General features: G+C 42.7%; 21 protein-coding genes. 7 read left to right on the top strand and 14 right to left on the bottom strand.

What is annotated here, in order from left to right; genetic code table 11:
• Window positions 1–21: 21 nt before the first annotated feature.
• From mazG to cysM, 4 genes are all read right to left on the bottom strand, one after another.
• Complete coding sequence (gene mazG / locus ACYVGZ_RS14895; RefSeq protein WP_460757308.1) at window positions 22–831, bottom strand: nucleoside triphosphate pyrophosphohydrolase; 810 nt, start codon at window positions 829–831, stop codon at window positions 22–24.
• Entirely contained in the window at window positions 828–3,077 is a 2,250-nt protein-coding gene (gene relA / locus ACYVGZ_RS14900) for a GTP diphosphokinase (protein WP_460757311.1), read from the bottom strand. Before relA ends, mazG begins: the two co-directional genes overlap by 4 nt.
• Window positions 3,078–3,095: 18 nt before the next feature.
• Window positions 3,096–4,406, bottom strand: a complete 1,311-nt coding sequence (gene rlmD, locus ACYVGZ_RS14905; protein ID WP_460757314.1) for a 23S rRNA (uracil(1939)-C(5))-methyltransferase RlmD — start codon at window positions 4,404–4,406, stop codon at window positions 3,096–3,098.
• Between the two features lie 123 nt (window positions 4,407–4,529).
• Entirely contained in the window at window positions 4,530–5,432 is a 903-nt protein-coding gene (cysM, locus tag ACYVGZ_RS14910; RefSeq protein ID WP_460757316.1) for a cysteine synthase CysM, read from the bottom strand.
• A 130-nt stretch (window positions 5,433–5,562) separates the two neighbouring features.
• On the opposite strand from cysM, the gene ACYVGZ_RS14915 reads away from it, so the two are divergent.
• Both ACYVGZ_RS14915 and ACYVGZ_RS14920 read left to right on the top strand, forming a co-directional pair.
• A complete protein-coding gene (locus ACYVGZ_RS14915; RefSeq protein WP_460757319.1) occupies window positions 5,563–5,787 on the top strand; it encodes a hypothetical protein in 225 nt (74 codons plus the stop codon).
• Window positions 5,788–5,811: 24 nt separating this feature from the next.
• Window positions 5,812–8,580: a response regulator gene (locus ACYVGZ_RS14920; protein WP_460757321.1), complete on the top strand. Its 2,769-nt coding sequence runs from the start codon at window positions 5,812–5,814 to the stop codon at window positions 8,578–8,580.
• On the opposite strand, the gene acpS is transcribed toward ACYVGZ_RS14920, so the two are convergent.
• The 8 genes from acpS to glgC form a co-directional block, all read right to left on the bottom strand.
• On the bottom strand, window positions 8,558–8,944 hold the full coding sequence (acpS, locus tag ACYVGZ_RS14925) for a holo-ACP synthase (protein WP_460757324.1): 387 nt from the start codon (window positions 8,942–8,944) through the stop codon (window positions 8,558–8,560). The genes ACYVGZ_RS14920 and acpS overlap by 23 nt on opposite strands.
• Before the next feature lie 17 nt (window positions 8,945–8,961).
• On the bottom strand, window positions 8,962–9,702 hold the full coding sequence (recO, locus tag ACYVGZ_RS14930; RefSeq protein ID WP_460757326.1) for a DNA repair protein RecO: 741 nt from the start codon (window positions 9,700–9,702) through the stop codon (window positions 8,962–8,964).
• Between the two features lie 5 nt (window positions 9,703–9,707).
• Window positions 9,708–10,610 carry a GTPase Era gene (gene era, locus ACYVGZ_RS14935; RefSeq protein WP_460757329.1) on the bottom strand — a complete coding sequence of 301 codons (903 nt, stop codon included), beginning with the start codon at window positions 10,608–10,610 and terminating at the stop codon, window positions 9,708–9,710.
• On the bottom strand, window positions 10,603–11,286 hold the full coding sequence (gene rnc, locus ACYVGZ_RS14940; protein WP_460757331.1) for a ribonuclease III: 684 nt from the start codon (window positions 11,284–11,286) through the stop codon (window positions 10,603–10,605). Before rnc ends, era begins: the two co-directional genes overlap by 8 nt.
• 17 nt (window positions 11,287–11,303) lie before the next feature.
• Window positions 11,304–12,128, bottom strand: a complete 825-nt coding sequence (lepB, locus tag ACYVGZ_RS14945) for a signal peptidase I (RefSeq protein ID WP_460757334.1) — start codon at window positions 12,126–12,128, stop codon at window positions 11,304–11,306.
• 52 nt (window positions 12,129–12,180) lie between these two features.
• A complete protein-coding gene (gene lepA, locus ACYVGZ_RS14950; protein WP_460757336.1) occupies window positions 12,181–13,986 on the bottom strand; it encodes a translation elongation factor 4 in 1,806 nt (601 codons plus the stop codon).
• A gap of 224 nt (window positions 13,987–14,210) precedes the next feature.
• Window positions 14,211–14,831, bottom strand: coding sequence for a riboflavin synthase subunit alpha (locus ACYVGZ_RS14955; RefSeq protein ID WP_460757339.1), 621 nt, complete (start codon window positions 14,829–14,831; stop codon window positions 14,211–14,213).
• Between the two features lie 303 nt (window positions 14,832–15,134).
• Window positions 15,135–16,379 (bottom strand): glucose-1-phosphate adenylyltransferase, encoded by a 1,245-nt coding sequence (gene glgC / locus ACYVGZ_RS14960; protein WP_460757341.1) that lies wholly within the window; start codon window positions 16,377–16,379, stop codon window positions 15,135–15,137.
• A gap of 109 nt (window positions 16,380–16,488) precedes the next feature.
• On the opposite strand from glgC, the gene glgA reads away from it, so the two are divergent.
• Window positions 16,489–17,931: a glycogen synthase GlgA gene (gene glgA, locus ACYVGZ_RS14965; protein ID WP_460757344.1), complete on the top strand. Its 1,443-nt coding sequence runs from the start codon at window positions 16,489–16,491 to the stop codon at window positions 17,929–17,931.
• Here glgA and mrcB read toward each other — a convergent pair.
• Window positions 17,928–20,333 carry a penicillin-binding protein 1B gene (gene mrcB, locus ACYVGZ_RS14970; protein WP_460757347.1) on the bottom strand — a complete coding sequence of 802 codons (2,406 nt, stop codon included), beginning with the start codon at window positions 20,331–20,333 and terminating at the stop codon, window positions 17,928–17,930. The genes glgA and mrcB overlap by 4 nt on opposite strands.
• Window positions 20,334–20,466: 133 nt before the next feature.
• On the opposite strand from mrcB, the gene ACYVGZ_RS14975 reads away from it, so the two are divergent.
• From ACYVGZ_RS14975 to modC, 4 genes are read left to right on the top strand one after another with little or no spacing between them, the layout of a single operon-like run.
• Entirely contained in the window at window positions 20,467–20,796 is a 330-nt protein-coding gene (locus ACYVGZ_RS14975) for a Rieske (2Fe-2S) protein (protein ID WP_460757349.1), read from the top strand.
• A gap of 20 nt (window positions 20,797–20,816) precedes the next feature.
• Window positions 20,817–21,611, top strand: a complete 795-nt coding sequence (gene modA, locus ACYVGZ_RS14980) for a molybdate ABC transporter substrate-binding protein (protein WP_460757352.1) — start codon at window positions 20,817–20,819, stop codon at window positions 21,609–21,611.
• Window positions 21,612–21,631: 20 nt separating this feature from the next.
• A complete protein-coding gene (gene modB, locus ACYVGZ_RS14985) occupies window positions 21,632–22,330 on the top strand; it encodes a molybdate ABC transporter permease subunit (RefSeq protein ID WP_460757355.1) in 699 nt (232 codons plus the stop codon).
• Window positions 22,327–23,415 (top strand): molybdenum ABC transporter ATP-binding protein, encoded by a 1,089-nt coding sequence (gene modC / locus ACYVGZ_RS14990; protein WP_460757357.1) that lies wholly within the window; start codon window positions 22,327–22,329, stop codon window positions 23,413–23,415. The genes modB and modC overlap by 4 nt, the downstream gene beginning before the upstream one ends.
• Here modC and ACYVGZ_RS14995 read toward each other — a convergent pair.
• The gene (locus ACYVGZ_RS14995; protein ID WP_460757360.1) at window positions 23,412–24,053 is read right to left on the bottom strand and encodes an HD domain-containing protein; all 642 of its coding nucleotides are present in this window, start codon (window positions 24,051–24,053) and stop codon (window positions 23,412–23,414) included. The two genes, modC and ACYVGZ_RS14995, sit on opposite strands and share 4 nt — an antisense overlap.
• Between the last annotated feature and the right edge of the window lie 30 nt (window positions 24,054–24,083).

Genomic DNA, 24,083 nt, shown 5'->3' on the forward strand with positions numbered 1-24,083 from the left:
CACCAAACGAAAATGAACATATTAGAGTCCTTCCGTTTTGGCCTGCTCCCAATAATGGTCTAATTCTTCCAATGACATGTCTTCAAAGCACTGACCAGAAGACAGCACCAATTCTTCAACACGCCCAAATCGGCGGCGAAATTTTGCATTTGTTTTACTAATGGCAATATCTGGCGATACATTCAAATGACGAGATAAATTCGTAACAGCAAATAAAAGATCTCCCATTTCCGCCTCCGTATTCAATGCATCGCCTTGTAGAAACGCCTCTTCCAATTCGTCCAGTTCTTCACGTATTTTGGCAAATACAGGACCGAGCTCAGACCAATCAAAGCCCACTTTTGCGGCTTTCTTTTGCAGTTTAACCGCTTGCATTAAGCCAGGCATACTATTTGGCACTTCATCTAATAAGCTTGTCAGCGGTTTCTTATCTGCTTTTTCTTGTTGCTTGATTTGCTGCCAAGCAAGCGAGATATCTTGCTCCGATAATGAAGAAGGCTCGCCAAAACTTTCTAGGCTTCCATCTGGAAAGACATGAGGGTGCCGGCGCAGCATTTTCGTTACTATGCCATCAACAACATCGTCAAAGCAAAAGGCCTGGCTTTCTTTTGCTATTTGCGCATAAAAAACGATCTGAAAAAGCAGATCTCCCAGCTCTTCTTTAAGGTGGCAAATATCACTTTCTGCAATCGCATCGACAACCTCATAAGCTTCTTCTAGCGTATATGCCGCTAAACTTTGGATAGTCTGCTTTCTATCCCAAGGACAACCAAATTCAGGGTCTCGTAAATACGCCATTAAGGTTAATAATGGTTGAATTCTTTGACTCAATGGTCTTTTTCCCTAAATACATTTAAGACATTAGGCAATTGGTTAATACGTTGTAGTAACTTACTCAATACAGCCAACTCGCCCACTTCAATAGTAAAACGAATACAGGCGGTGTTATTTTCTTGTGCTGACAAGGTATTCATGGAAAGCAGGTTCACTTTTTCGTTCGCTAACAAACCTGTTATATCGTTCAACAAGCCAGTTCGATCATAAGCCTCTACTTGAATGTTTACCGGATACAGGTTATCTAGCTCTTCTCCCCAACTGACTTCCACAATACGTTGAGGCTCATCTAAATTAAGCTGAGCTAAATTAACACAGTCTTGCTTATGAATCGAAACTCCCCGCCCTTGTGTAATAAATCCTGCAATGCTGTCCCCTGGAATAGGAGTACAACACTTAGCCATTTGTGTCAGGAGTTTGCCGACCCCTAGAATTTGAATATCATCATCGGATGACTTATGGCGACTTTTACGGACACGCACAGGCCGTGCAGAATTCGAATCACCGTCAAGGTGGTAGATATCATCTATTGTACGTAACACCCGAGCAAGCAAGATATCTCCAGCACCCAAGGCCACATAAACTTCTTCAGGATTTGAAAAGTTAAAGCGCGCAGCGATTTTTCCAAGATCTATTTTAGTGTCATCCATTCCTAAACGCTTGAGCTGTTTATCTAACAGCTGCTTACCTGCATCAAGGTTCTTTTCTCTATCTTCTTTTCTAAACCAGTTTTGAATTTTAGCCCGTGCTCTGTTTGTTTGAACATAACCTAGCGATGGGTGTAGCCAGTCTCGGCTTGGCGTTCCTTCTTTGGTGGTAATGACTTCCACTTTATCACCAGTACTCAACTGAGTAACCAAGGAAACCATTTTTCCGTTGATCTTTGCTCCGCGGCAGCGGTGCCCTATTTCAGTATGAACACGGTATGCAAAATCCACTGGCGTTGCATTAACGGGTAAGTCCACCACATGACCGTCCGGAGTAAATACGTAAATACGATCTTGGTCAATGTCGCTTTTCACCTGTTCAGATAGGGACTCCAAATCCCCCTGCACTTCATGGAAATCTAAAATGGTTCTAAGCCATTGGAGCTTTTCTTCATAGCTAGAGCTATTTGAACTTAAATCCGTGCCCTTGTACTTCCAGTGTGCACAAACACCCAGTTCAGCATCTTCATGCATTTTATGAGTGCGTATTTGTATCTCTACAGCGCGTCCGTTTGGACCAATCACCGCCGTGTGCAACGATTGGTAACCATTGGTTTTAGGGTTGCTAATGTAATCATCAAATTCTTGTGGAATAGGCGTCCAAAGATTATGAACAATACCTAATACCCCATAACATTCCATGGGTTCGTCCACTAAAATTCTTACGGCTCTAACATCATAAACTTCTTCAAAACTGATGTTCTTGCGTTTCATTTTGCGCCAAATACTGTAAATATGCTTAGCACGCCCCATGAGATCCGCATGGATATTAATGGCTTTTAAGCGGGTATCCAGCAAATCAATTACATCATCAATAAACTGCTGACGATCAAGACGTTTTTCATCTAAGTTCTTTGCAATCCGCTTGTACTCATTTGGGTAAAGATAACGAAACGAAAGGTCTTCCAATTCCCATTTGATATGGCCGATTCCTAACCTGTGCGCTAAGGGGGCATAGACACTTTGCACTTCCAAAGCGACGGTTACTTGGCGGTCTTCGTCTTGATATTTGGCTTCTTTAATCGCACAAGCTCGTTCGGCCAGTTTGATCAAAACCACCCGAACATCATCAATGATGGAAACCAGCATTTTACGCAGTGATTCAAGCTGATTTTCGCTACTACCTAGTACTTCCGCTGCCGAATCAGCACTGAGGTTTTTTGACACCTCTCCCATACGTATGACTCCCTCAACTAAAGAGGCCACTTTGCGCCCAAACATATCAGTCACACGACTGATTGGCAGCAAGTCTTCACGGACACTACGATACAGTGCCGCGGCGACTAAAGAATCTTGGTCTGCTCTGAAACTCGATAGAATTTCAACCATTTCAAGCCCAGCACGAAATGTACTAGCTTGCGCCCCCCAGTATGAGGGTTTATTGGCTTGTTGTTCTGCTTGGCGCGACACTTCACATGCCATGCGCAATGGAACTCGCGAAGACTCATCTATTTTGTCTGAAAATTGAGCCATCCAGGCATCAATATCAACACTACCATCGGCTGTAATTGGGTGATCTTTTCTTACCGTTACCATTTGTTCGCCTTAAACTTACTATGTTTTATGTAGCAACATCATGGTCTCGACGTGGGAAGTTTGAGGAAACATGTCCATCAACCCCGCCTTAACCACTTTATATCCCTTCGCTACTAAATACTCAGCGTCCCTTGCTAATGTAGATGCATTGCAAGAAACGTACAAAATTTGCTGTGGTGCCATTTTTATTAACGTATCAAGGCATTCAAATGCCCCAGCACGAGGAGGGTCTAATAACACCTTAGTGACACCAAGCTTTATAAATGTCTTAGAAATTGGCTGTGTTAAGTCAGCGGTTACAAAAGAGGCATTTGTTAATCGATTACTATCTGCATTTTTTTGCGCCGCTTCTACCATTGTTTGCTGTAATTCTACACCTATTACTTTCCCAGCCTTTTTAGCCAGAGGCAATGAAAAATTACCCACTCCACAAAAAAGATCCAACACCACATCCGACTGGCTAGGCTGAAGCCACTCCAAAGCTTGAGCGACCATTTTATCGTTCATGGCTGCGTTTATTTGCACAAAGTCTTGTGGGTGATAGTGCAATGTTAAACCTTCTAATGAATAACTCCGCAACTGTTGATGAGCGACTATGGCCTTTTGCTCATGGCTATGTTGCCAATATAGCTGCCAGCCCTGCTGTTCACACCAAACCTCAAAAGAAGATTGCTCAGGCTGTTCCATACTGCCAGTTAGACGAAATAGAACACTGACACCAAGCTGGTCTTCGAGCAGTTCAATATGACCTACATTTGCGGCCCACTTAACCGTTTTTAATTTCTCATAAAGCCCGTGCAAAACTTCTTGAAGCGCCGTAGTGAGCACATGACACTGTGTAATAGAAACAATATTTTGACTGGATGAGGCTCGAAAGCCCATCTTCAACTGACCTTTTTTCGACTGGATTGAGATTCGAGCACGCCGCCTGTACTGATAGAACTGATCCGATAGAACCTCTAATGAACCATCATATACTTTTCGAAGCTGACCTTGCAGCCAAGTGCTTTTGGCTTCTAATTGCTGTGGGCTAGCCAAATGCTGAAAGCGACAACCACCACATTCTTGAAAGTGTTGGCAGGGTGGAGATACTCGAGAGGGGCTGGCTTGCACAATCCGTTTAACGACTGCTTCATCAAACCGTCGACCGGTTTTGGTAATATTTGCCTCAACCCGCTCCCCAGGCAAAGCACCTTCCACAAAGGTCACCTTACCTTGGCTACGAGATACGCCTTTTGCATCGTGTGTTAAGCCGTCTACATCAAACAGCTTCACGGGGCCTAAACGGGGCTGAGGCTTTTTTTTTCTAGCCGTGTTATCTCTTCTCAAATGAGACTCTCTTTCATTAAATCAGTCACTTAGGGGCAACATTCTAGCTTAAATTATGATTCTTCCAAACTCTTAATGAATAAGTTTACACACGACCTAGAGACGCAGACACTTAACAGATAGTCACTTAACGGCTTCTTCAAATACTCCGGTAGAAAGATAACGGTCACCGCGATCACAAACAATAGCGACAATTACTGCATTTTCGAGTTGCTTAGATAACTCTAATGCGGCATAAACCGAACCACCTGAAGAAACACCACAGAATATCCCTTCCTCTTTTGCTAAACGGCGCATCGTGACTTCAGCATCCTGCTGACCAATATCCATCACCTGATCGACTCGATTGGCATCAAAAATAGAAGGAAGATACGCTTCGGGCCAACGCCTTATCCCAGGAATACTTGCCCCTTCTTTTGGCTGCAAACCAATAATTTGCACCTGTTCATCCTGCTCTTTTAAGTATTGAGAAACCCCCATGATGGTACCAGTTGTACCCATAGAGCTCACAAAATGCGTCACATTCCCAGATGTTTGCTGCCAAATTTCGGGTCCTGTACTTATGTAGTGAGCATTTGGGTTATCCTGATTAGCGAATTGATTTAGCACAATACCAAGACCTTGCTCTTGCATTTCGTAAGCCAAATCACGAGCCCTCTCCATGCCCTCTTCCTTTGTCACTGTATGTAAGACAGCGCCGTAAGCTGTCATTGCAGCCTTACGTTCAGCACTCATGTTGTCTGGCATAATAAGGTGCATCTGATAGCCCTTGATGGCTGCCGCCATAGCCAAAGCAATCCCCGTGTTACCGCTAGTAGCTTCAATTAAGCTATCACCGGGTTTAATTGCACCACGCAATTCTGCTTGATTGATCATATTAAGCGCAGGGCGATCTTTTACCGATCCTGCAGGGTTCTGACCTTCAAGTTTAAGAAGTATCTCATTGGATGGATTAGGGTTTATTCGTTGTAAACGAACAAGGGGGGTTTGCCCTATTAAGGACTCTATACTAGGATATTGAATCATAAAAACTTCATTGACATTAATGACGTAGGGATTGAAAATTAGTGTTATTGCTTATTAAAAAGCACTTTAGCACTACTGTACAATAAGAAAGCGTTATAAACTTAGTTTATATTTATTAGCGGAGTAAACAATGCGAGCTTTTAGCACCATAGCACTATTACTAACAACGATTACGCTCGCTGGTTGCGATATGTTTGGTGGCCCTTCAGCAGATATCCCAGATACAGAATTACGCTCTAAGTGGCGTGAGTGCAAATATATCAGTGAGCCATCTCGCACTAAAGCACTAGCCTGCGAAAACTATACTCGCGAATGTGAACGTCGTAAAGATAACGGCAACTTTGTTTGCTATTAGTGTTTAGCTAATTTAAGGGTGATTGTGGGAAGCCAAAAAGGTCTGCGTCAACTCTCCGTTCGGCTCAAGCTATTTTGGCTCCTATGCATTCCAGCCTGCCTAATCTCAATAATCGCCTGCTGCCTACTACTGTTTTTTCGGTATACTGATTTAAACTCAAAGCTTATCGAAACGTCCACTCAAGTCGCAGAACAAGCTGCTCTCAGTAGCGAGTATGCCATTGTCTTTTCTGACGACACAATGATGACAAAAATCCTACAGACTGCGTTTAACCAAACGTCAATTAGCTATGTAAAACTACTTGATGGTGAACAAAAAACGCTCGCAGAACTCGGAACCAGTCTAGCCAATACGACTCAAACTTTAGATATACCGCTTACCCTTGAATCGGCAGAGTTTGTCATAGTTACTGCTCCGATTTATTACAACTACAACTCCCTGGACAATATTTTTCAATCAGACGATGGCGCTGATAATGACACCTCTGGAAGCAATATTTTAGGCTGGGTCATCGTTGAGTCTTCTAAAGCCGAGACAAACTTATCAATCTGGCGTTACTTTTTTGTACTAATTCTGTGTGCGCTCGTATTTATTATATCGATGACGCTTCTCTCATGGCGCATTGCAAAACATTTCGCAATGCCTATCAACAAACTTGATGGCGCTTTAAGGCATTTAATATCCGAAGACTATGACAGCGCTAAAACCATCAATCTCACAAAACCCTATCAACACATACAAAAAAGCCTAGTCGAAATTGCAGGGCGCATGGAAGGGCACTCCCAAGAACTCTTATCAGGCATTGAGCAATCCACTGCGGATATTCAACGTAATATGGACAGTTTAGAGGAAAAAAGCGCCCAACTTTATATTGCTAATAAAGAGGCAATGGAGTCAAACCGCCTTAAATCACAATTTCTAGCAAACATGAGTCATGAACTTCGCACACCTCTAAATGCCATTCAAGGCTATACTAAAATCCTCAAACAAATAGAAAGCGATGCTCAAAAGCGTTTATACCTTGATACTGTAGACAAATCTGCCAACAATTTACTTTCCATTATCAGTGATATATTAGACTTTTCTAAAATTGAAGCTGAGAAGTTAACCTTTGTTTACTCAGACTTTAACTTACGTGAGCTTCTTGACGAGGTTTACCAAACCCTTAGCGCAAACCTCTTTGACAACAATAAGCAGCTAGACTTAATTCCTGAAATACACCCTAAAGTCCCTGAATGGTTAATTGGCGATACGACTCGTATACGACAGGTCTTGACCAATTTAATAGGAAATGCTGTAAAATTTACCCATCAGGGGCATGTTAAAACCCAAATTTCAGTCTTACATGACGACAGTGAATCCTTACAACTCTCCTTTAAAGTTATCGACACTGGCATAGGTATTCCATCAAGTAAGATCAAGAATTTATTTAAACCCTTCTCTCAAGCTGACTCAAGTACGACCAGGCAGTTTGGTGGCACAGGATTAGGGCTGGTAATCACTAAAAAGCTAATAGAACAAATGCAAGGCAGTATTGAATTAACCAGTACGCCAAATATAGGGACAACATTTCACTTTACCCTTCAACTTCAAACGTCTCAAAAAGCGAATACCATTATTGAAGGACTCGACTTAACAACTCTTTTATTCGAGCCTAGTAATAACTACAAACTATACTTAGCCAAATATTTAGAAAGCATTAACGTTTCTGTAAAAAGCCACACAAAATTTGAAGCACTGATAAATCAACTGACATCGGAATGTGATGACATCGACGCTCTACTAATAGGCTCTTCTAGTAATGAATTAAACAGCCTTACCGAAACCAAAGAGCTAATAGAGTATGCAAGCCAGGAACTCAAAATTCCTTGTATTCTAATGCTACAATCTGCGAGCCAACTTGCCCTTGATGACAAATTGAAATCGTTAGCGAGCGATGTACTTTTAAAACCCATCAGTCACCGCCGATTATACGAAAGTCTGAAAAAACTCACTCTCACCAATCAAGCGATAACTGAACTTTCCACCCAACCCAAAATACAACTTAGCAAGCTAAAAGTACTCGTGGTTGATGACACTAAGATCAACCTTGAGTTAGTCAAGCATTGGCTAGTTCCCCATAAAATCCAAGTATCTTTGGCTCTTAGCGGGCATCAAGCCATTGAAATGGCAACCAAAGAAACATTCGATCTTATTTTTATGGATATCCAAATGCCAGACCTAAATGGCATGCAAACCACGCAAAAAATCAGAGCAATGGCCGCTTATGAAGCCATTCCTATTATTGCTCTTACTGCGCACGCTTCAGGTAATGAGCAGCGACAGATTCTCAATAGTGGAATGAACAGTTACCTAACCAAGCCTGTTGATGAAGACACCCTACTCAATACCATTGAAAAATGGTGCTCATCATCTGAAACTATTCAGCAACAAGTTGATACCCAAATAGAAGAAATCTTTGATTTAGATAGAGCCTTAGAAATTGTAAAGGGCAGCACTAAAATGGCCAAAGAGATGTTTGAAATGCTAAATGGAACATTACAAGAAGAACATAAATTATTGCAGCATTTCTATCAAAGCGAAGAGTTAGACAAACTTATCCAGACGGTACACAAAATCAATGGCGCGGCTAAATATACTGGTGCAGTGAGTCTCAGTAAACATGCTGGATTCTTAGAGACTCACCTCAAAGAGCTAGGTTTTGAAGAGGTAGAGGGTGTATACCAAGATTTCATAGAAGAACTGGAACGCTTAATGACGCACCAACAACTTATCCCTTGGCCTCAAGAATAACAAAAGCTTGAGCGTATTTTCTTTCATCCGTTATACTTAAATGCCAAACAGTTTCCACATCAAAGCGCGCCTCGATGCTAGCTTCAACCTCTAAGTAAGGTTGACCACTGGTTTTGTTTTTGATCGTAAAATGCTGAAAACTGACGCCTTGACCAATCCCAGTACCTAAGGCTTTTACTGCGGCTTCTTTTGCGGCAAAACGCTTTGCAATAAAGGCATTCGCTTTCCCTATATGGCTTAATTTCCTCCATTGCTCAAGCTCATATGCCGTCAAAATACGTTTAGCGAAACGCTCTCCTAGCTTTTCCATAGACTGCTCTATTCGCTCAATTTCTACTAAATCTGTACCAATACCTATAATCAACGCTATTTCACCTTACGTTAAGCCTGATAACGAAACACGGGAACGCCATAAAGGCGCTCACCCTGATATTCTTGCTTCGATAATAATTGCCTTGTCATGATGTCGCGTCCATTCAGCAGACTATCCAACCAATAACGATGTAACTCTTTAGCAAGAGCCAGAACAGACTTATTTGTCCACTGCCCCTGTTGGTAACCTTGTGCCGTCGCGCCATCTAGATACAAAGCAGGTAAAACCTTAGGTCGCTCACCATAATAAGGCTGTAAACCAAATTTTAGATGAAATTGATAAAGCTGCGATACATCGATTGTTTGGCCTCTCGCTGTTGCAGAAAGATCAATCTGAACTCCTAGTTCGGCAAACATCCCCACTTCAAAGCGCCTTAAAATAGGGGCTACAGGTAGGTTATTCGCCAAGCCGTTAATTAGCCACTCATAGAGTTCAAAAACGGCCTGCAATGGCAGATTAAGAGGGACTAACTTACTAATCAATTCATGAATATACAGACCCGCATAGAGAGTAAGCCCCTCCAACCTTTTTGGCGCATCGACCGACTCTAAACTGCGTAAACTCTTTAACTCAGTTCGACCGGAAAACTCAACATGAAAAGGCAAAAAAGGCCCAGGAATTACCCGAGCCTCTTTTTTTGGCAGACGCCAAACCCCTCTGATTAAACCATGCTCTTGCGTTAACAAATCAAGCAGGATTTTACCATCTTGAAATGGCCGCGTATGAATGACATAAGCAATGTCACGCATTGGGATTAATCTTCCTGATAGCCTAAACTTGCTAAGGCTCGTTCATCATCAGACCAGCCAGAACGAATTTTAACCCATAAATTCAGCATTACTTTTTGTTGGAACAGATCTTCCATGTCAATGCGAGCTTCTTTACCAATGAGCTTAATTTTTTCACCTTTATCACCGATAATGATGCGTTTTTGACCATTTCGCTCCACTAAAATCAAGGCACTTATATGAATAACGTGGCCTTCATAAACAAATTCCTCGATCTGTACAGCCACTTCATAAGGCACTTCCTGACCAAGCTGACGTGTGATTTTCTCGCGCACAATTTCAGAAGCCAAAAAGCGCGAACTGCGATTGGTAATCTGATCTTCAGGATAAAATGGCGCGCTTTCAGGAATAAAGCTTTCTACAATTGACTCTAAGCGATCAAGGTTGTTATTACGCAGGGCTGAAATGGGTACAACATGAGCAAACTCCATGCGTTCTGATAGATTAGCTAAGCGAGGCAATAGGTCATCAGGGTGCGATAATTGATCCACCTTATTGGCCACCAAGATCACTGGGCAAGAAGCATATTGTACTTTTTGCAATACAGATTCGTCTTCTTCGGTCCAACGATCGGCATCTACAACAAATAACACGACATCAACATCTTTTAGCGCTGAGGTGGCAGTTTTGTTCATGATGCGGTTAATGGCTTTGGTTTCGCCCAGGTGTAAGCCAGGTGTATCCACATAAATCGCTTGAACATGACCTTCGGTTTTGACCCCTAAGATTTGATCACGAGTTGTTTGCGGTTTACGAGAAGTAATAGAAAGTTTTTGCCCTAATATGTGGTTCAATAATGTGGATTTACCCACATTTGGGCGACCCACAATGGCCACATACCCGCAGTGGGTCACTTCTATTTCAGACATCTTTATTTTCCAACATTTTTAGTGCTTTTGCCGCAGCATTCTGCTCGGCAATACGACGACTACCGCCCTTGCCTTTAACAGGCTCATCATACACATCAATATAACAATCTACATAAAATGTCTGGTCATGAGGATCCCCTAAAATATCGACAACCTCATAATTGGGCAAGGCAAATTTACGCCCCTGTAAATATTCTTGTAAACGTGTTTTGGCGTCCTTGGTGACGACCTTCAAAGAGGTAGCATCAAGACGGCTTTTATACCAAGTTAGAATTTTATCTCGGCAAGTATCCATGCCAGCATCAAGGTAAATAGCGCCAATCACACCTTCTACCGAGTCGGCAAGAATAGAGTCTCGACGAAAGCCGCCACTTTTCAATTCACCTGCACCCAGCTTTAGAAAGTCACCCATTTTAAATTCGCGGGCCAGCTCAGCAAGAGTATCACCTTTTACTAAAGAAGCTCGCAAACGGCTAAGCTCTCCTTCCTTCGCTTTAGGGAAGCGATGAAATAGGTCTTCAGCAATAACATAATTTAGTATGGAATCGCCTAAGAACTCTAAACGTTCATTATTTTTTCCACCGAAACTACGGTGAGTAAGTGCTAATTCAAGCAAACCTAGGTCAGCAAAAAAATAGCCTAAACGCCGGCTTAATTTCTGATAATTTGAACTCAAAACGTCTCCCAGAAGACTTAGTTAATTAAACCGTTATTTTTAAAGCTTGGGAGACTAAACAACTCATCCCAATGCATCCAGACATAAAAAGCGCGGCCTTTCATGTACTCCTTAGGCACGAAGCCCCAAACACGACTATCGGAGCTATTATCACGGTTATCGCCCATGACAAAATAAGCACCATCAGGCACTACCCACTCGCCTTCTAAAGGGTTATCACGGTAGCTATTGTATATTTCATGAGGAGCACCATTCAGGTTTTCCAACAAAAGTTTAGCCGGTTCTTTATTTGGATTTAAAGAAGAACTTAAATCAGCCAACAAGTTGGTTTCCACAAGCTCGCCATTCACCCACAATTTCTTCCCCTGATAACGGATTGTATCTCCCGGAAGCCCTACCATACGCTTAATAAAATTGAGATTTGGGTCCACCGGATATTTGAATACAACCACATCGCCTCTTTCTGGCTCATTTGTGGGGATAATGGTTGTATTGAGCACAGGCAGCCTTACGCCATACTCAAATTTATTCACCAAAATAAAGTCACCGATTTTCAAGGTCGGTAGCATAGAACCCGACGGTATTTGAAACGGCTCCACAACAAAAGATCTTAAGCCAAAAATAATCGCAATAATAACAAAGTAAGATTTAACCTCTACAACCATTTTTGGTGTTTGAGCTAAGCGCTGTACAGCGTCTTTATCGATAGTTTTACGGGCATCATCTGACATGGTCGCCAACGCTTGTTTACGTTTTGGTAAATAGACAACTCTGTCGTACAACCAAACTGCTCCAGTCACTAAAAAGGCAATGGCTAAGATCAGCTCAAAATCAAAATTCATACTAGCACTCCGCTGAGGCCCTAACGACACAGGGCTCTTTTATCCGTTTTTTCTAGCTATCTATTTGTAAAGCCGCTAAGAAAGCTGATTGAGGCACTTCAACATTCCCTACTTGCTTCATTCGTTTCTTACCTTCTTTCTGCTTTTGCAACAATTTCTTCTTACGGCTCACGTCACCACCATAACACTTAGCTGTTACATTCTTACGTAACGCTTTTACCGTGGTTCGAGAAATGACTTTGGCACCTACAGCACCTTGAATCGCCACATCAAACATTTGTCGCGGAATCAGGTCCTTCATTTTTTCACACAAAGCACGCCCCTTAAATTGGACATTGTCTTTATGCATAATCAATGCAAGTGCGTCAACACGCTCACCGTTAATTAAAATATCCAGACGACATAGAGGTGCAGCACTAAAGTGACTGAAACTATAATCAAGAGAAGCAAAGCCACGACTACATGATTTGAGCTTATCAAAGAAGTCCATCACCACTTCATTCATAGGAAGCTCATACCTTAGCTGCACTTGCTGCCCGACATATTGCATATCTTTTTGAACGCCTCGTTTCTCAATACAAAGAGTAATAACATTACCTAGGTATTCTTGAGGAACAAGAATATTTGCTTCAACAATAGGTTCGCGCATTTCACGAATGGAACCAGGATCAGGCATTTTAGAAGGACTATCAACGTTAATGACATCACCATTATTAAGCTCTACCTCAAACACTACGGTGGGCGCAGTTGTAATAAGGTCAAGGTTGTATTCCCTTTCTAAACGCTCTTGAATGATTTCCATGTGTAACATACCCAAGAAACCACATCTAAAACCAAAACCTAATGCATCAGAGCTTTCAGGCTCAAAGAACAAAGAAGCATCATTCAGGGTAAGTTTTTCTAAGGCTACACGGAAGTCTTCATAGTCATCAGAGCTTACAGGAAACACACCGGCATATACTTGTGGCTTAACTTTTTGAAAGCCTGCTAACTGTTCAACGTCTGGTGTAGAGGCATGGGTAATAGTATCACCAACAGGTGCACCGTGAATGTCCTTAATACCCGCTACAACATAGCCCACTTCACCAGCCTTTAAAACCCCCGTCTCTTTACGCTTAGGGGTAAAAATACCAGCCATATCAACAGGATAAGTTTGCTTAGTAGATTTAATAAAAATCTTGTCTTTCTTCTTTAAAGTACCTTGTTTAATTCTGACTAAAGAGACAACACCCAAATAGTTATCAAACCAAGAATCAATGATCAAAGCTTGTAACGGAGCATCTATATCACCTTCCGGCGAAGGTACGGTAGCGACTAGTCGCTCAAGCACATCTTCAACACCCATACCGGTTTTCGCCGAGCAAGTAACGGCGTCCATGGCATCAATACCAATAATTTCTTCTATTTCTTCACAGACTCGCTCAGGCTCAGCTTGGGGCAAATCAATTTTGTTTAGAACAGGCATCACTTCAAGGCCTTGCTCTATGGCAGTGTAACAATTAGCGACTGACTGAGCTTCAACACCTTGCGCGGCATCCACAACCAAAAGAGCCCCTTCACAAGCAGCTAACGATCGAGACACCTCATAAGAAAAGTCAACGTGGCCAGGAGTATCGATAAAATTAAGTTGGTAAGTTTCACCATCACGAGCATGATAATCAAGCGTTACACTCTGAGCCTTAATGGTGATGCCTCGTTCTCGCTCAATATCCATTGAATCAAGGACTTGTGCTGACATTTCACGCTCACTTAAGCCCTCACATGTTTGAATGAAGCGATCAGCCAATGTTGACTTACCATGGTCAATATGGGCGATGATTGAGAAATTACGTATGTGCTTTAAATTCTTAGACGACACTTTATACTCACATTGTATTAGGCAGTAGCTCTGGTGGTGGCTAATACCAACATTTTATCCACACTTTTAAGCAACCTGTACTTTAGGCCGATGAAAGTGAAACATAATTAATAGAAACATTGATTTTCTGATTAGAAATTTGCGAGCATTCTACCGAAAATCCTTTCTTTACACCATTGCTTTCATTCTGTTCAAGGTGACAAAGTAGATAATTTAAACGAACTTTACTGTTTAGCAGCCAGAATACGTTCAACAGTGTCGACTGTTGCTTGAGTATGAGCATCAATTTCCAAGTTCACTAAATCACCCACTTTTAGTGAGCCAAAAGTAGTCAGTCTGAGAGTTTCTGGGATCAACGACACTTCGATCCAATTTTCACCAATATCACTTATAGTCAAACTGGCACCGTTTAGCCCTACATACCCCTTGTCAAAAAGATAACGTTTTGCATCGACTTTATTTTGGTTATTAGTAACAAAGCGTATGTGAACACTTTCAGCTATTTTCTCTACTTTTGACACCTGCACGGTGGTCATAATATGACCCGACATAATATGGCCACCAATTTCATCGCCAATTCGAGCGGCACGTTCAAAGTTCACCAGGCTTTCAGGTGTTAGATCACCAATATTTGTTAAAGCTAAGGTAGTGTCTATAACATCAAACACCAAGGTATCATTTTGAATTTCTGCCACTGTCAAACACACGCCGTTTATCGCGACACTCGCGCCAAGTTGCTGCCCTTGCATACTTGCAGCAGGAAAACGGATTACTAATTTTTTATTGCGTCCTTCTTCACTTATTTGGCTCACTTGAGCAATACCTTGAACAATACCAGTAAACATTTATTACACCTCAAAATTGTCAGACCAGCCTCTACTTACACTCAGTTACAAGAATGAAGAAGAAATAAACACTCCTAAGCAAAGCCCCGCCATTACAAGCTTTGCGAGAGTTATCACTAACTCACCAATAGGGTTATCCACAGCTTGAGTGGATAACATAGCCGTCAATAGATTTAAAAATAATTCCTTACTCTATAAGGTCTGTGAAACCAAACAACAAGTCAATATGGCGATCTTATTATAAAAAAGCCGAACTCAGAATGAGCTCGGCTTAATGCCATCTTTCTTGGAAAGAGGGTTTACTTAAAGCTTTTCTATCATCTCTTGGGTAACGAGTGTGATGCCATCTTCATTACGATAGAAGCGTGCTGCATCAAACTCTGCATCTTCTCCAATCACCGTTCCTTCTGGTAAACGGCAATCCGAGTCGAGTACCACTTTTGTTAAACGACAATGGCGGCCAATATCACACCTAGGCAAAATCACAGAACGATTCACATTAGAATAAGAGTTGACCCTTACATTGTTAAACAGAATCGATTTTTCAACCGTAGAACCGGATACGATACACCCTGCGGATACTACAGAGTTTAGCGCAGTTCCGATGCGTTCTTCATAATTGTAATTAAATTTTGCAGCGGGACGTTGGTACTGAGCCGTTCGGATTGGCCAAGATTCATCGTATAAATCCAACTCTGGAATTAATCGCGTTAAATCCATATTAGACTCCCAATAAGCAGTTAAAGTCCCTACATCACGCCAGTATGGCATATCATAGCTTGGGTTCTTTATGGCACTTTTGGAAAAATGATGGGCTTTAACTTTACAGCGCCCCACAAAATAAGGAATTAGATCTTTACCAAAGTCATGACTGGAGTTTTTATCTTGCGCATCAGACCGTAGCCTTTCGCAGAGAAAGCGTGTATTGAAAATGTAGATTCCCATACTAGCAAGGGATATTTCAGGATTATTTGGCAATGTAGGCGGGTTCTCAGGCTTCTCCTCAAAAGCGATAATATTATCGTCTTCATCAACATGCATAATGCCAAATTGATCAGCTTCTTTCACAGGCACTTCAATACAAGCAACAGAAACATCCGCTTCGCTGTCAATGTGTTCTTTCAACATTTGACTGTAATCTTGCTTATAAACATGATCCCCAGCTAAAATGAGAATATACTCACTATCAAGCTCTTCAATCATACTAAGATTTTGATAAACCGCATCTGCGGTTCCCTGATACCAATCCCCTCCGGTTTGTTGCTGGGCTGGCCACAGCTCAATAAACTCATTGAAGTCTGAACGTAAGAAATTCCAGCCCCGCTGAACATGCTGATTAAGAGTGTGTGAGCGGTACTGCGTTAAAACTGCAATGCGTCTCATACCTGAGTTCACACAATTAGAAAGCGGAAAGTCAATAATTTTGTATTTACCAGCAATTGGCACGGCTGGCTTTGAGCGGTTATCCGTTAATTGCTTCAGCCTTGAACCTCGACCACCAGCCAAAATAATAGATAACGTCTTCATGCACGCTGTATTAAGATCCATAGTACTCCCTTATCTGGTGATTTCTTATAAATATTTATAACTACCCACTCTAACAACAACCTAACTTAGGTATACTTCTATCACAACACAACCTGAATAAGATCACAATATGATTAAAGTACTCTTTGCAGCTTCAGAAATTTACCCCTTAATTAAAACGGGTGGCCTTGCCGATGTTGCTGGCGCACTTCCTATTGCCATGCGTAAACAAGGATACGATGTCCGTTTAATCATGCCAGCTTATCAAGGCATAGTGGAAAAAGTTGGGCCAATTCACAAGCGAGTCAATCTTGGCAACCCCTTTGGTTACGGGGACTTGATACTACTTGAAACCAGCATTAAAGAATCAGATACGCCTTTATGGCTAGTTCAATGCCAAGGGTTATTCGAACGCCCTTTTGGACCTTATGTTGATCAAAATGGACTAGACTACCCTGACAATCACATACGCTTTGCTGCTTTTTCTTGGGTCACTGCACTCTTAATTACAAACAGTAACATTGCTAATTGGCAAGCTGATGTATTGCACCTAAACGACTGGCAAACTGGGTTTGCAGCTGCCTATTTAGAAAGTTGGCAAAACAAAAGTGTGCCTGTGATCACCACAGTACACAATTTACGCTATAACGGCAGCTTTGAAATGAGCCAATTTTCAGATTTACAGCTATCCAACCATTTGCTTAACATGCACGGTATGGAATTTTACGGTCGTTTTTCCGCTCTTAAAGCAGGGTTAGTGTATGCAGATGCCATCACAACCGTCAGCCCAAGTTATGCCAATGAGATTTTAACACCTGAATATGGTGACGGTTTAGATGGCACATTAAGAGCCCTTGAAAGCAAGCTATCTGGCATTTTAAATGGTGTTGACTACGATGAGTGGTCGCCAGAAAATGACGCTCATATAGCCAAAAACTACAGCCCTGACACCTTGCAAGACAAGCAAGCCAATAAGCACGCGCTATTAACTGAATGTGGTTTGCCAGCCATTATGGATAAACCCGTTTATGGGGTGGTTAGTCGCTTGACAGAGCAAAAAGGCTTAGATCTAATTTTGCAAGCTTTACCAGAAAGCCTAGCTAAAGGCGCGCGCTTTATTTTATTAGGCTCAGGAGACGGCAATTTAGAACAAGCCTACCTTGATTTGCAAAAGCAATACCCAGAACAAGTGTCTATCACAATAGGCTATGACGAAAGCTTCTCTCACCGTTTGCAAGCAGGTGTAGACTGTTTGCTGATCCCTTCTCGATTTGAGCCCTGCGGGCTCACTCAGCTTTATGCTCTAAAGTACGGCACCTTACCTTTAGTTCGCCATACTGGGGGGCTTGCCGATACGGTTTTTGAAGGCTCAAACAAACCCAATGGTTTTGTCTTCCATGAAGCAACCGTTGCTGACCTATGCGATGCTTTAAGTCGTAGTATGGCGTGTTTTGACGATTCTGCGGAATGGCAAAAACGCCAACTGAACGCCATGAGTTATGACCACAGTTGGCAAGCAGTAACAGGGCAATGGGGAGAGCTCTACACCCGCCTACTAGCTGCTAAAAGTTAAAACGGCCATAAACAGGATGTTTTTTCTTGAGGCTGAGTCCCCAGAATAAAGGCTAAACGTGTTTGCCCCTCACATCGGGGGGCTGCGATTTCAAACTCCTCATTTAACACATTAAAATGAAATGCCCCTTCGGGTAACTCCTCACTGATAGAAGCTTGTGGCAGGTGCTTGGTAAAATCGATCCAGACTTTCTGAGCGCCACTGCTGCCGGTAATACTTAATGGCGTGTTGTCGTCCATGCCAAGCCAAACAGTGCTAGAAAGATCCCCCGTGATACCCACATACCAGCTATCTCTTTGGTTATTAGTGGTTCCTGTTTTAGCTGCAAAACGCAGTCCAGGGAACTGCCTTTGCGCAGCTCTTGCAGTACCAATTTCAGGAGCTTTTGTCATGCCATCAAGGGTGACAGCTAACAATGCATCTGTGTAAGATGTTGAGCCTTTACGCTCAAATCTTTTGATCAGTGTGCCTTGTTGATCCGTCACGGAAAGAACGACTCCAAGCTCACTACTTTGCCCTGTAGACGCGATAGGCTGATACAATCTTGCTACTTCAAAAGGTGACAGTTCTAAGGCGCCAAGGGTAGTTGATGGCCGCATAGTAAATGGACGCTTTACCCCTAAACTTCGAAGTGCATCAGCAACTCGGTCAAAACCAATTTCATGAGCTAAATTTACCGTAGCCAGGTTGTATGACTTAGCCATTGCTTCATACATGGGGATGACACCGTGTACTCTACGGTCATAGTTTTCAGGTTGCCAAACTTCGGCACCAACTTTAAAACGCAAACGTTTATCTTCAATAGGTGACCACCAAGTATATCGCCCTGTTGCCAATGCCGCCAAATAGATGGGTGGCTTAACTAATGAACCAATAGGACGGACTGCCCCTAGGGCGCGATTAAAGCCAGTATAGTATTGACCACTAGAGCCAACCACAGCCCTCACCTGACCATTTTGAGAGTCTGTGACAACCATTGCAGCCTGCAGCCCCGATAATTTTTTGTCACCTTTGACGAGCGTTTTTACTTGTCGCTGAACCGCTTCATAAGCAGCATTTTGCGCACGAATATCTACCCCTGTATAAATACGCAAATTTTCAGTCGCCAAAGTCGTTTCGTCAAAATCTCTGGCGAGTTGCATAGCCACTAAATCTAGGTAATCACCATATACAGAGCGAGACCTTGGTTTGTCGGCCAAACGAATTGGCCTTCTAGTCAGTGTTTGGTAGTCTTTTTCAGTTAACCTTTGCTGGTCTTTCAAAATAGCCAAAACCGTATTTCTACGCTGCAAGGCGCGCTTCGGGGAGCGTTGAGGGTTATATAATGAGGGGCCTTTCACCATACCAACAAGTAGAGCAAATTCATCAATATTAAGTTCGTCGAGAGGGCGGCCAAAGAAATGCTGACTCGCTGCAGCAAAGCCGTGCAGTCCATTATTACCGACTTGAGCAAGATAAACCTCGTTTACATAAGCACTGAGAATGTCTTCTTTGGAGTAATGATACTCCAGCAGCAGGCTCATGATGATTTCTGTAATTTTTCGGGTATAAGTTCGTTCAGAACTCAAATACATATTTTTAACAAGTTGCTGCGTCAAGGTAGAGCCACCTTGGCGACGCGACCCTTGTGAAAAATTCACCCACACAGCACGAGCAATTCCCGTCAGAGATATACCCCAATGCTGATAGAAATCTCTATCTTCGACGGCCATCAATATATCGGTAAGGGTGGATGGGATTTCTTCATATCTTAGAATCTGACGTTGCTCAGTATTACCACCATAAAGAAAACCAATTCTTTGGGGCTCGATACGGGCAGTCGCCACTTGCTCCCCAGTGAGCTTTTGAATGACGAGTCGATTATTCTCAAAGGAAAAAATCCGCCTTGCTGACGGATGATAGCCCAAATGATCCGCATAAGACCGCAAATAAGCACTCACTTTTGTACTGCTGCGAGCTGCCCAACCCACTTTTTGACTGTTTTTACCGAATCGATAACCCGCTTGAAGTAGCAAGGCTTCCAGCTGTTTTTTTGACCATGTAGAACCACTGGTTAACACAATAGGTGCACTATAAACTTCGGAAGGCACCTGCCATTTTTGCCCTTCAAATTTAGCCACTACCTGACTGTTTAGCCACCAAGTCCAAATACCAAATGGGATACTTAGCAATAAAGCACAGATCACCCCCCATTTTATAAGGGTGGCCAGTACACGAGAAAACAGCGACTTTTTGCGTCTGGATTTTACGCTTTTAGTACGGCGTTTAGTCGGACGAGAAGGAGGCTTTCGAGAGGGCTTGGAGGTCGTTTTTTTTACCATAGTTAAAAGTATAATGAGCTTGGCATGGACATTCAATGACAAGGCGAGAGTATCGCACTTTCTCCATCTTGACTCAGCCATGTTTGCACTTTAGAGTCTTTCCTTGCATTTATTACATTAAGCTTACAAATTCATTCTTCTGATGAATTGAGAAAAAAATAAGAAAGAGTCACAATCCGTTGGCATAACAACTAAATAAAAGTGTAGTGATCACGTGTTTAACAAGCATCTTATTCCTAACGTAAAAGACCTCCCTGAAGGCGGAGCTCTCGACTTACAAGTTGAGAAGCATCATTTTTTAATTACTCGACAAGAAGGGGAGATTGTCGCCTACCAAAATACTTGTCCACATCAAAACAAACCACTGGTCTGGAACTCTGCTGGCGCCTTTGATGAAGGTGGAGATTACTTTAAGTGCCAGCATCATGGGGCACTCTTTTCACCAAGAGATGGCAGTTGTATAACAGGGCCATGCCAGGGTAGACATTTATCTAAGGCCACCGTTGGTATTCACAAGGGCGATTGTTATTTACTCATTGCCTAGCGAGTGCCACCCGCTAGTGCATGAGCGCTTTTGATCTCACCATGCAGTTCTGGCATTTTAACAAAACCTTATTTAATAACGCACTCGCTTTAGTTATAGGTTTATGTCTTAGTCATGTTGCTTTAGCGGCCGATATTCGTGTAGGCGTAGCCTCCAATTTCATCACGCCTATGCAATACATTAAGCAAGCGTTTGAAGAGCAGTCTAACCACACTCTATCGTTATCTTTCGCTTCAACCGGCAAACTTTACGCGCAAATAAAACACGGTGCCCCCTACGATGCTTTTTTTTCTGCTGACTACAACACCAGTGCCCGCCTTATTAAAGAACAGTTAGCCCAATCGGAAAGCCTATTCACCTACGCAACAGGCCAGCTAGCTATTTTGAGCATATTGCCAGAGCAAGATATTTCCAGCCTTCTTAAGCAGTCTAAACACATAGCAATAGCCAATCCTAAGCTGGCGCCTTATGGGCAAGCTTCACAGCAATTACTGACAAAACTGGATCTGTGGCAGCCTAATCAAAAAAAATTGGTATTGGGTGAAAATGTAGCCCAAGCACTGCACTTTATTCTTACAAAAAACGCTCAAACAGGCTTTGTTGCCCTTTCGCAAGCTTTATCTGTCGAACAGCAGCGCACTGCTCTTGGTATAAACATGTTAATCTTGCCCCAAGCCTTATATGATAAAGTTCAGCAAACGGCCGTAATCCTTAACAGTAGCCAGCACCAACAAGCTGTTCGAGAGTTATTTGCTTTCATTCAACAACCTAAAATACAACAAGCCATTAGTGAGTTTGGCTATGCTTCAAAATAGCCTTTGTACGGAGAGTAAGCGTGTCTTTAAACTCAGAAGATTTATCGGCCATATGGTTAACACTCAAGCTTGCCAGCCTTGTTACTCTACTACTGATTGTATTTTGCACGCCTCTTGCGTGGTGGCTAAGCCGAACGCCCTCACGCCTAAAAGGGCCAATTAACGCGATTGTCGCCATGCCTCTTGTGCTCCCCCCCACGGTGTTAGGCTTTTACTTACTCATTTATTTAGGCCCTAACAGCTTCATTGGTAGTAGCTTGGCTAGCCTAGGCATTGCGCCACTGCCTTTTAGCTTTACAGGTCTAGTCATTGCTTCTATGTTGTACTCACTGCCGTTTGTCGTGCAACCATTAACACAGGCTTTCAGTAATATTGATGAGCGTTACCTAGAAGCCGCTGCAACATTACGGGCCAGTCCATTTGATTGCTTTATTAATCTCGTGCTTCCTCTCGCAAAAAAAGGTTACTTATCCGCAGCGGTATTAGGCTTCGCCCATACTGTTGGAGAGTTTGGTGTGGTGTTAATGATAGGTGGGAATATCAATGGCGAAACCAGTGTCATTTCTGTAAAAATTTATGAACACGTTGAGGCTTTTGAATACCATCAGGCTCATGCACTTTCATTCATAATGGTGGCGTTTTCATTTGTCGCTTTAAGCCTGCTCTACTCTATTCGAGTAAAAGAGGGACAGAAGACAAAAGGTAGCAGCATCTTATGAGCCAAGACTTTTCTTTAGAAATCGATGTACACAGAAAATATGCGAATTCTACCTTTGAGCTACGCACTAAAATAAGCTTAACTCAACCGGGTGTCACGGCCTTATTTGGCTCTTCTGGCTCAGGGAAAACCAGCCTATTGAGAGCCATTGCTGGTTTGGACAAAGAGGTCACTGGAAGAATTCAATTTAGAGATACAACTTGGCTCGGCTCCAATACCAGAGTCGCCCCACATAAACGGCCGGTCGGGTATGTTTTTCAAGAAGCCAGTTTATTTGAGCACCTAAGCGTTGCGGACAACCTAAAATTTGCCATGAAACGCGCCCCAAAACCAACAGACAGCCAACAATACTCTGGTATTATCTCTCTGTTGAAAATCGGGAATTTGCTTCAACAAGCGCCAAAACAATTATCCGGTGGTGAACGCCAAAGAGTCGCCTTGGCTAGAAGTCTACTCATTCAGCCCGAATTACTGCTGCTTGACGAACCGCTGTCGGCACTTGATGACAAGCTTAAGCAGGAAATCATGCCTTACTTAGAAGCGTTATGTCATCACACTCAACTGCCAATTTTATATGTCACCCACTCATTAGATGAAGTTTGTCGGTTAGCAGACCAAATCTGCTTATTAGAACAAGGAGTATTAATTGAGCAAGGTGACACTGGTAGCGTGCTCGCAAAACTCAATCATTATGACCAATATCAGAATACCAGCGCACTCATACGCTCACGAATAGACTATCAGGATGAACACTGGGGATTGTGCGGCATTAGCATTGCCGGCCAGCCTATTGTGTTTAAAGCTGGGGAGCAAAAAATGGGAGATGAAGTCCGCCTAAGACTGCCAGCCAAAGATATCAGCATCAGCCTACATAAAGATCCAGAATCCAGCATTATTAACCAGTTATCAGCTCAAATTACCCACATTCAGGCACATCCTATGGATATTGCCAGCATGATACTCACTCTAAAAGTAGGAGACGCGGAATTATTTGCTCAGGTCACCCGATTCTCGGTACATCAGCTCAGTTTAACCACTGGCATGCATGTGATAGCTCAAATTAAATCCGCGGCGATTGTGGGCTAAAGCTCGGTTTTCAGTGCCGCTAAAAAGTCTCGCATGACTCGCTCTCGCTTCTGGCCTTCAAGGCGTGCAGAGGTTGTATTCAAACTGTCTGTGATGTTAAACAGTTTGCTGTAGAAATGGTCTATCGTATAGCACTTATCATCTGGCTCTCGTTGCTCACAAAAGGCATCGTCTGAAGCGTAAAGCGACCTATTTAAAGACGCACTTACCTGGATACAGCGGGCGATCCCAATTGCCCCTAGTGCATCTAATCGATCTGCGTCTTGGACAATCTTAGCTTCCAAGGTTTGCGGCGAGCAGTTCGCACTATAGCTATGACTCACGATGGCGTGATGAATCCCCGCAAGTAAACCTTGTGAGTATTTGATTTGAGTAAGAAAATCAACGGCCCTGTCTGCCGCGTATTTTGAAGCAAACTCGCGATCTGGATGATTTTTAGGCAGAGACACACAATCGTGTAACCAAGCCGCTGGAATCACAACAGCCAATACAGCTTGCTCCTCTTGGGCCAACTGTTTAGCCGTGCTCACCACTCTACGTATATGAGTCAAGTCATGGGCGTCATCAAAAGAGTGACACTCATCTTGTAAAAACTGAATGGCCTTTTGTTCAAATAAATAAATGTCTTCTTCTGTCATGTTTGGCCCTTAAGAGAACAGTGAAAGCTG

The organism is Marinomonas epiphytica (genome assembly GCF_054780655.1).

What these genes read in the sequence shown, in the direction of transcription:
- mrcB (WP_460757347.1), bottom strand. Translation starts at nt 20,333, where the DNA reads ATGGCTGAGTCAAGATGGAGAAAGTGCGATACTCTCGCCTTGTCATTG.
- era (WP_460757329.1), bottom strand. Translation starts at nt 10,610, where the DNA reads ATGTCTGAAATAGAAGTGACCCACTGCGGGTATGTGGCCATTGTGGGT.
- cysM (WP_460757316.1), bottom strand. Translation starts at nt 5,432, where the DNA reads ATGATTCAATATCCTAGTATAGAGTCCTTAATAGGGCAAACCCCCCTT.
- modC (WP_460757357.1), top strand. Translation starts at nt 22,327, where the DNA reads ATGAGCCAAGACTTTTCTTTAGAAATCGATGTACACAGAAAATATGCG.
- modA (WP_460757352.1), top strand. Translation starts at nt 20,817, where the DNA reads ATGAGCGCTTTTGATCTCACCATGCAGTTCTGGCATTTTAACAAAACC.
- recO (WP_460757326.1), bottom strand. Translation starts at nt 9,702, where the DNA reads ATGCGTGACATTGCTTATGTCATTCATACGCGGCCATTTCAAGATGGT.
- ACYVGZ_RS14955 (WP_460757339.1), bottom strand. Translation starts at nt 14,831, where the DNA reads ATGTTTACTGGTATTGTTCAAGGTATTGCTCAAGTGAGCCAAATAAGT.
- glgC (WP_460757341.1), bottom strand. Translation starts at nt 16,379, where the DNA reads ATGGATCTTAATACAGCGTGCATGAAGACGTTATCTATTATTTTGGCT.
- relA (WP_460757311.1), bottom strand. Translation starts at nt 3,077, where the DNA reads ATGGTAACGGTAAGAAAAGATCACCCAATTACAGCCGATGGTAGTGTT.
- ACYVGZ_RS14995 (WP_460757360.1), bottom strand. Translation starts at nt 24,053, where the DNA reads ATGACAGAAGAAGACATTTATTTATTTGAACAAAAGGCCATTCAGTTT.
- glgA (WP_460757344.1), top strand. Translation starts at nt 16,489, where the DNA reads ATGATTAAAGTACTCTTTGCAGCTTCAGAAATTTACCCCTTAATTAAA.
- ACYVGZ_RS14915 (WP_460757319.1), top strand. Translation starts at nt 5,563, where the DNA reads ATGCGAGCTTTTAGCACCATAGCACTATTACTAACAACGATTACGCTC.
- lepB (WP_460757334.1), bottom strand. Translation starts at nt 12,128, where the DNA reads ATGAATTTTGATTTTGAGCTGATCTTAGCCATTGCCTTTTTAGTGACT.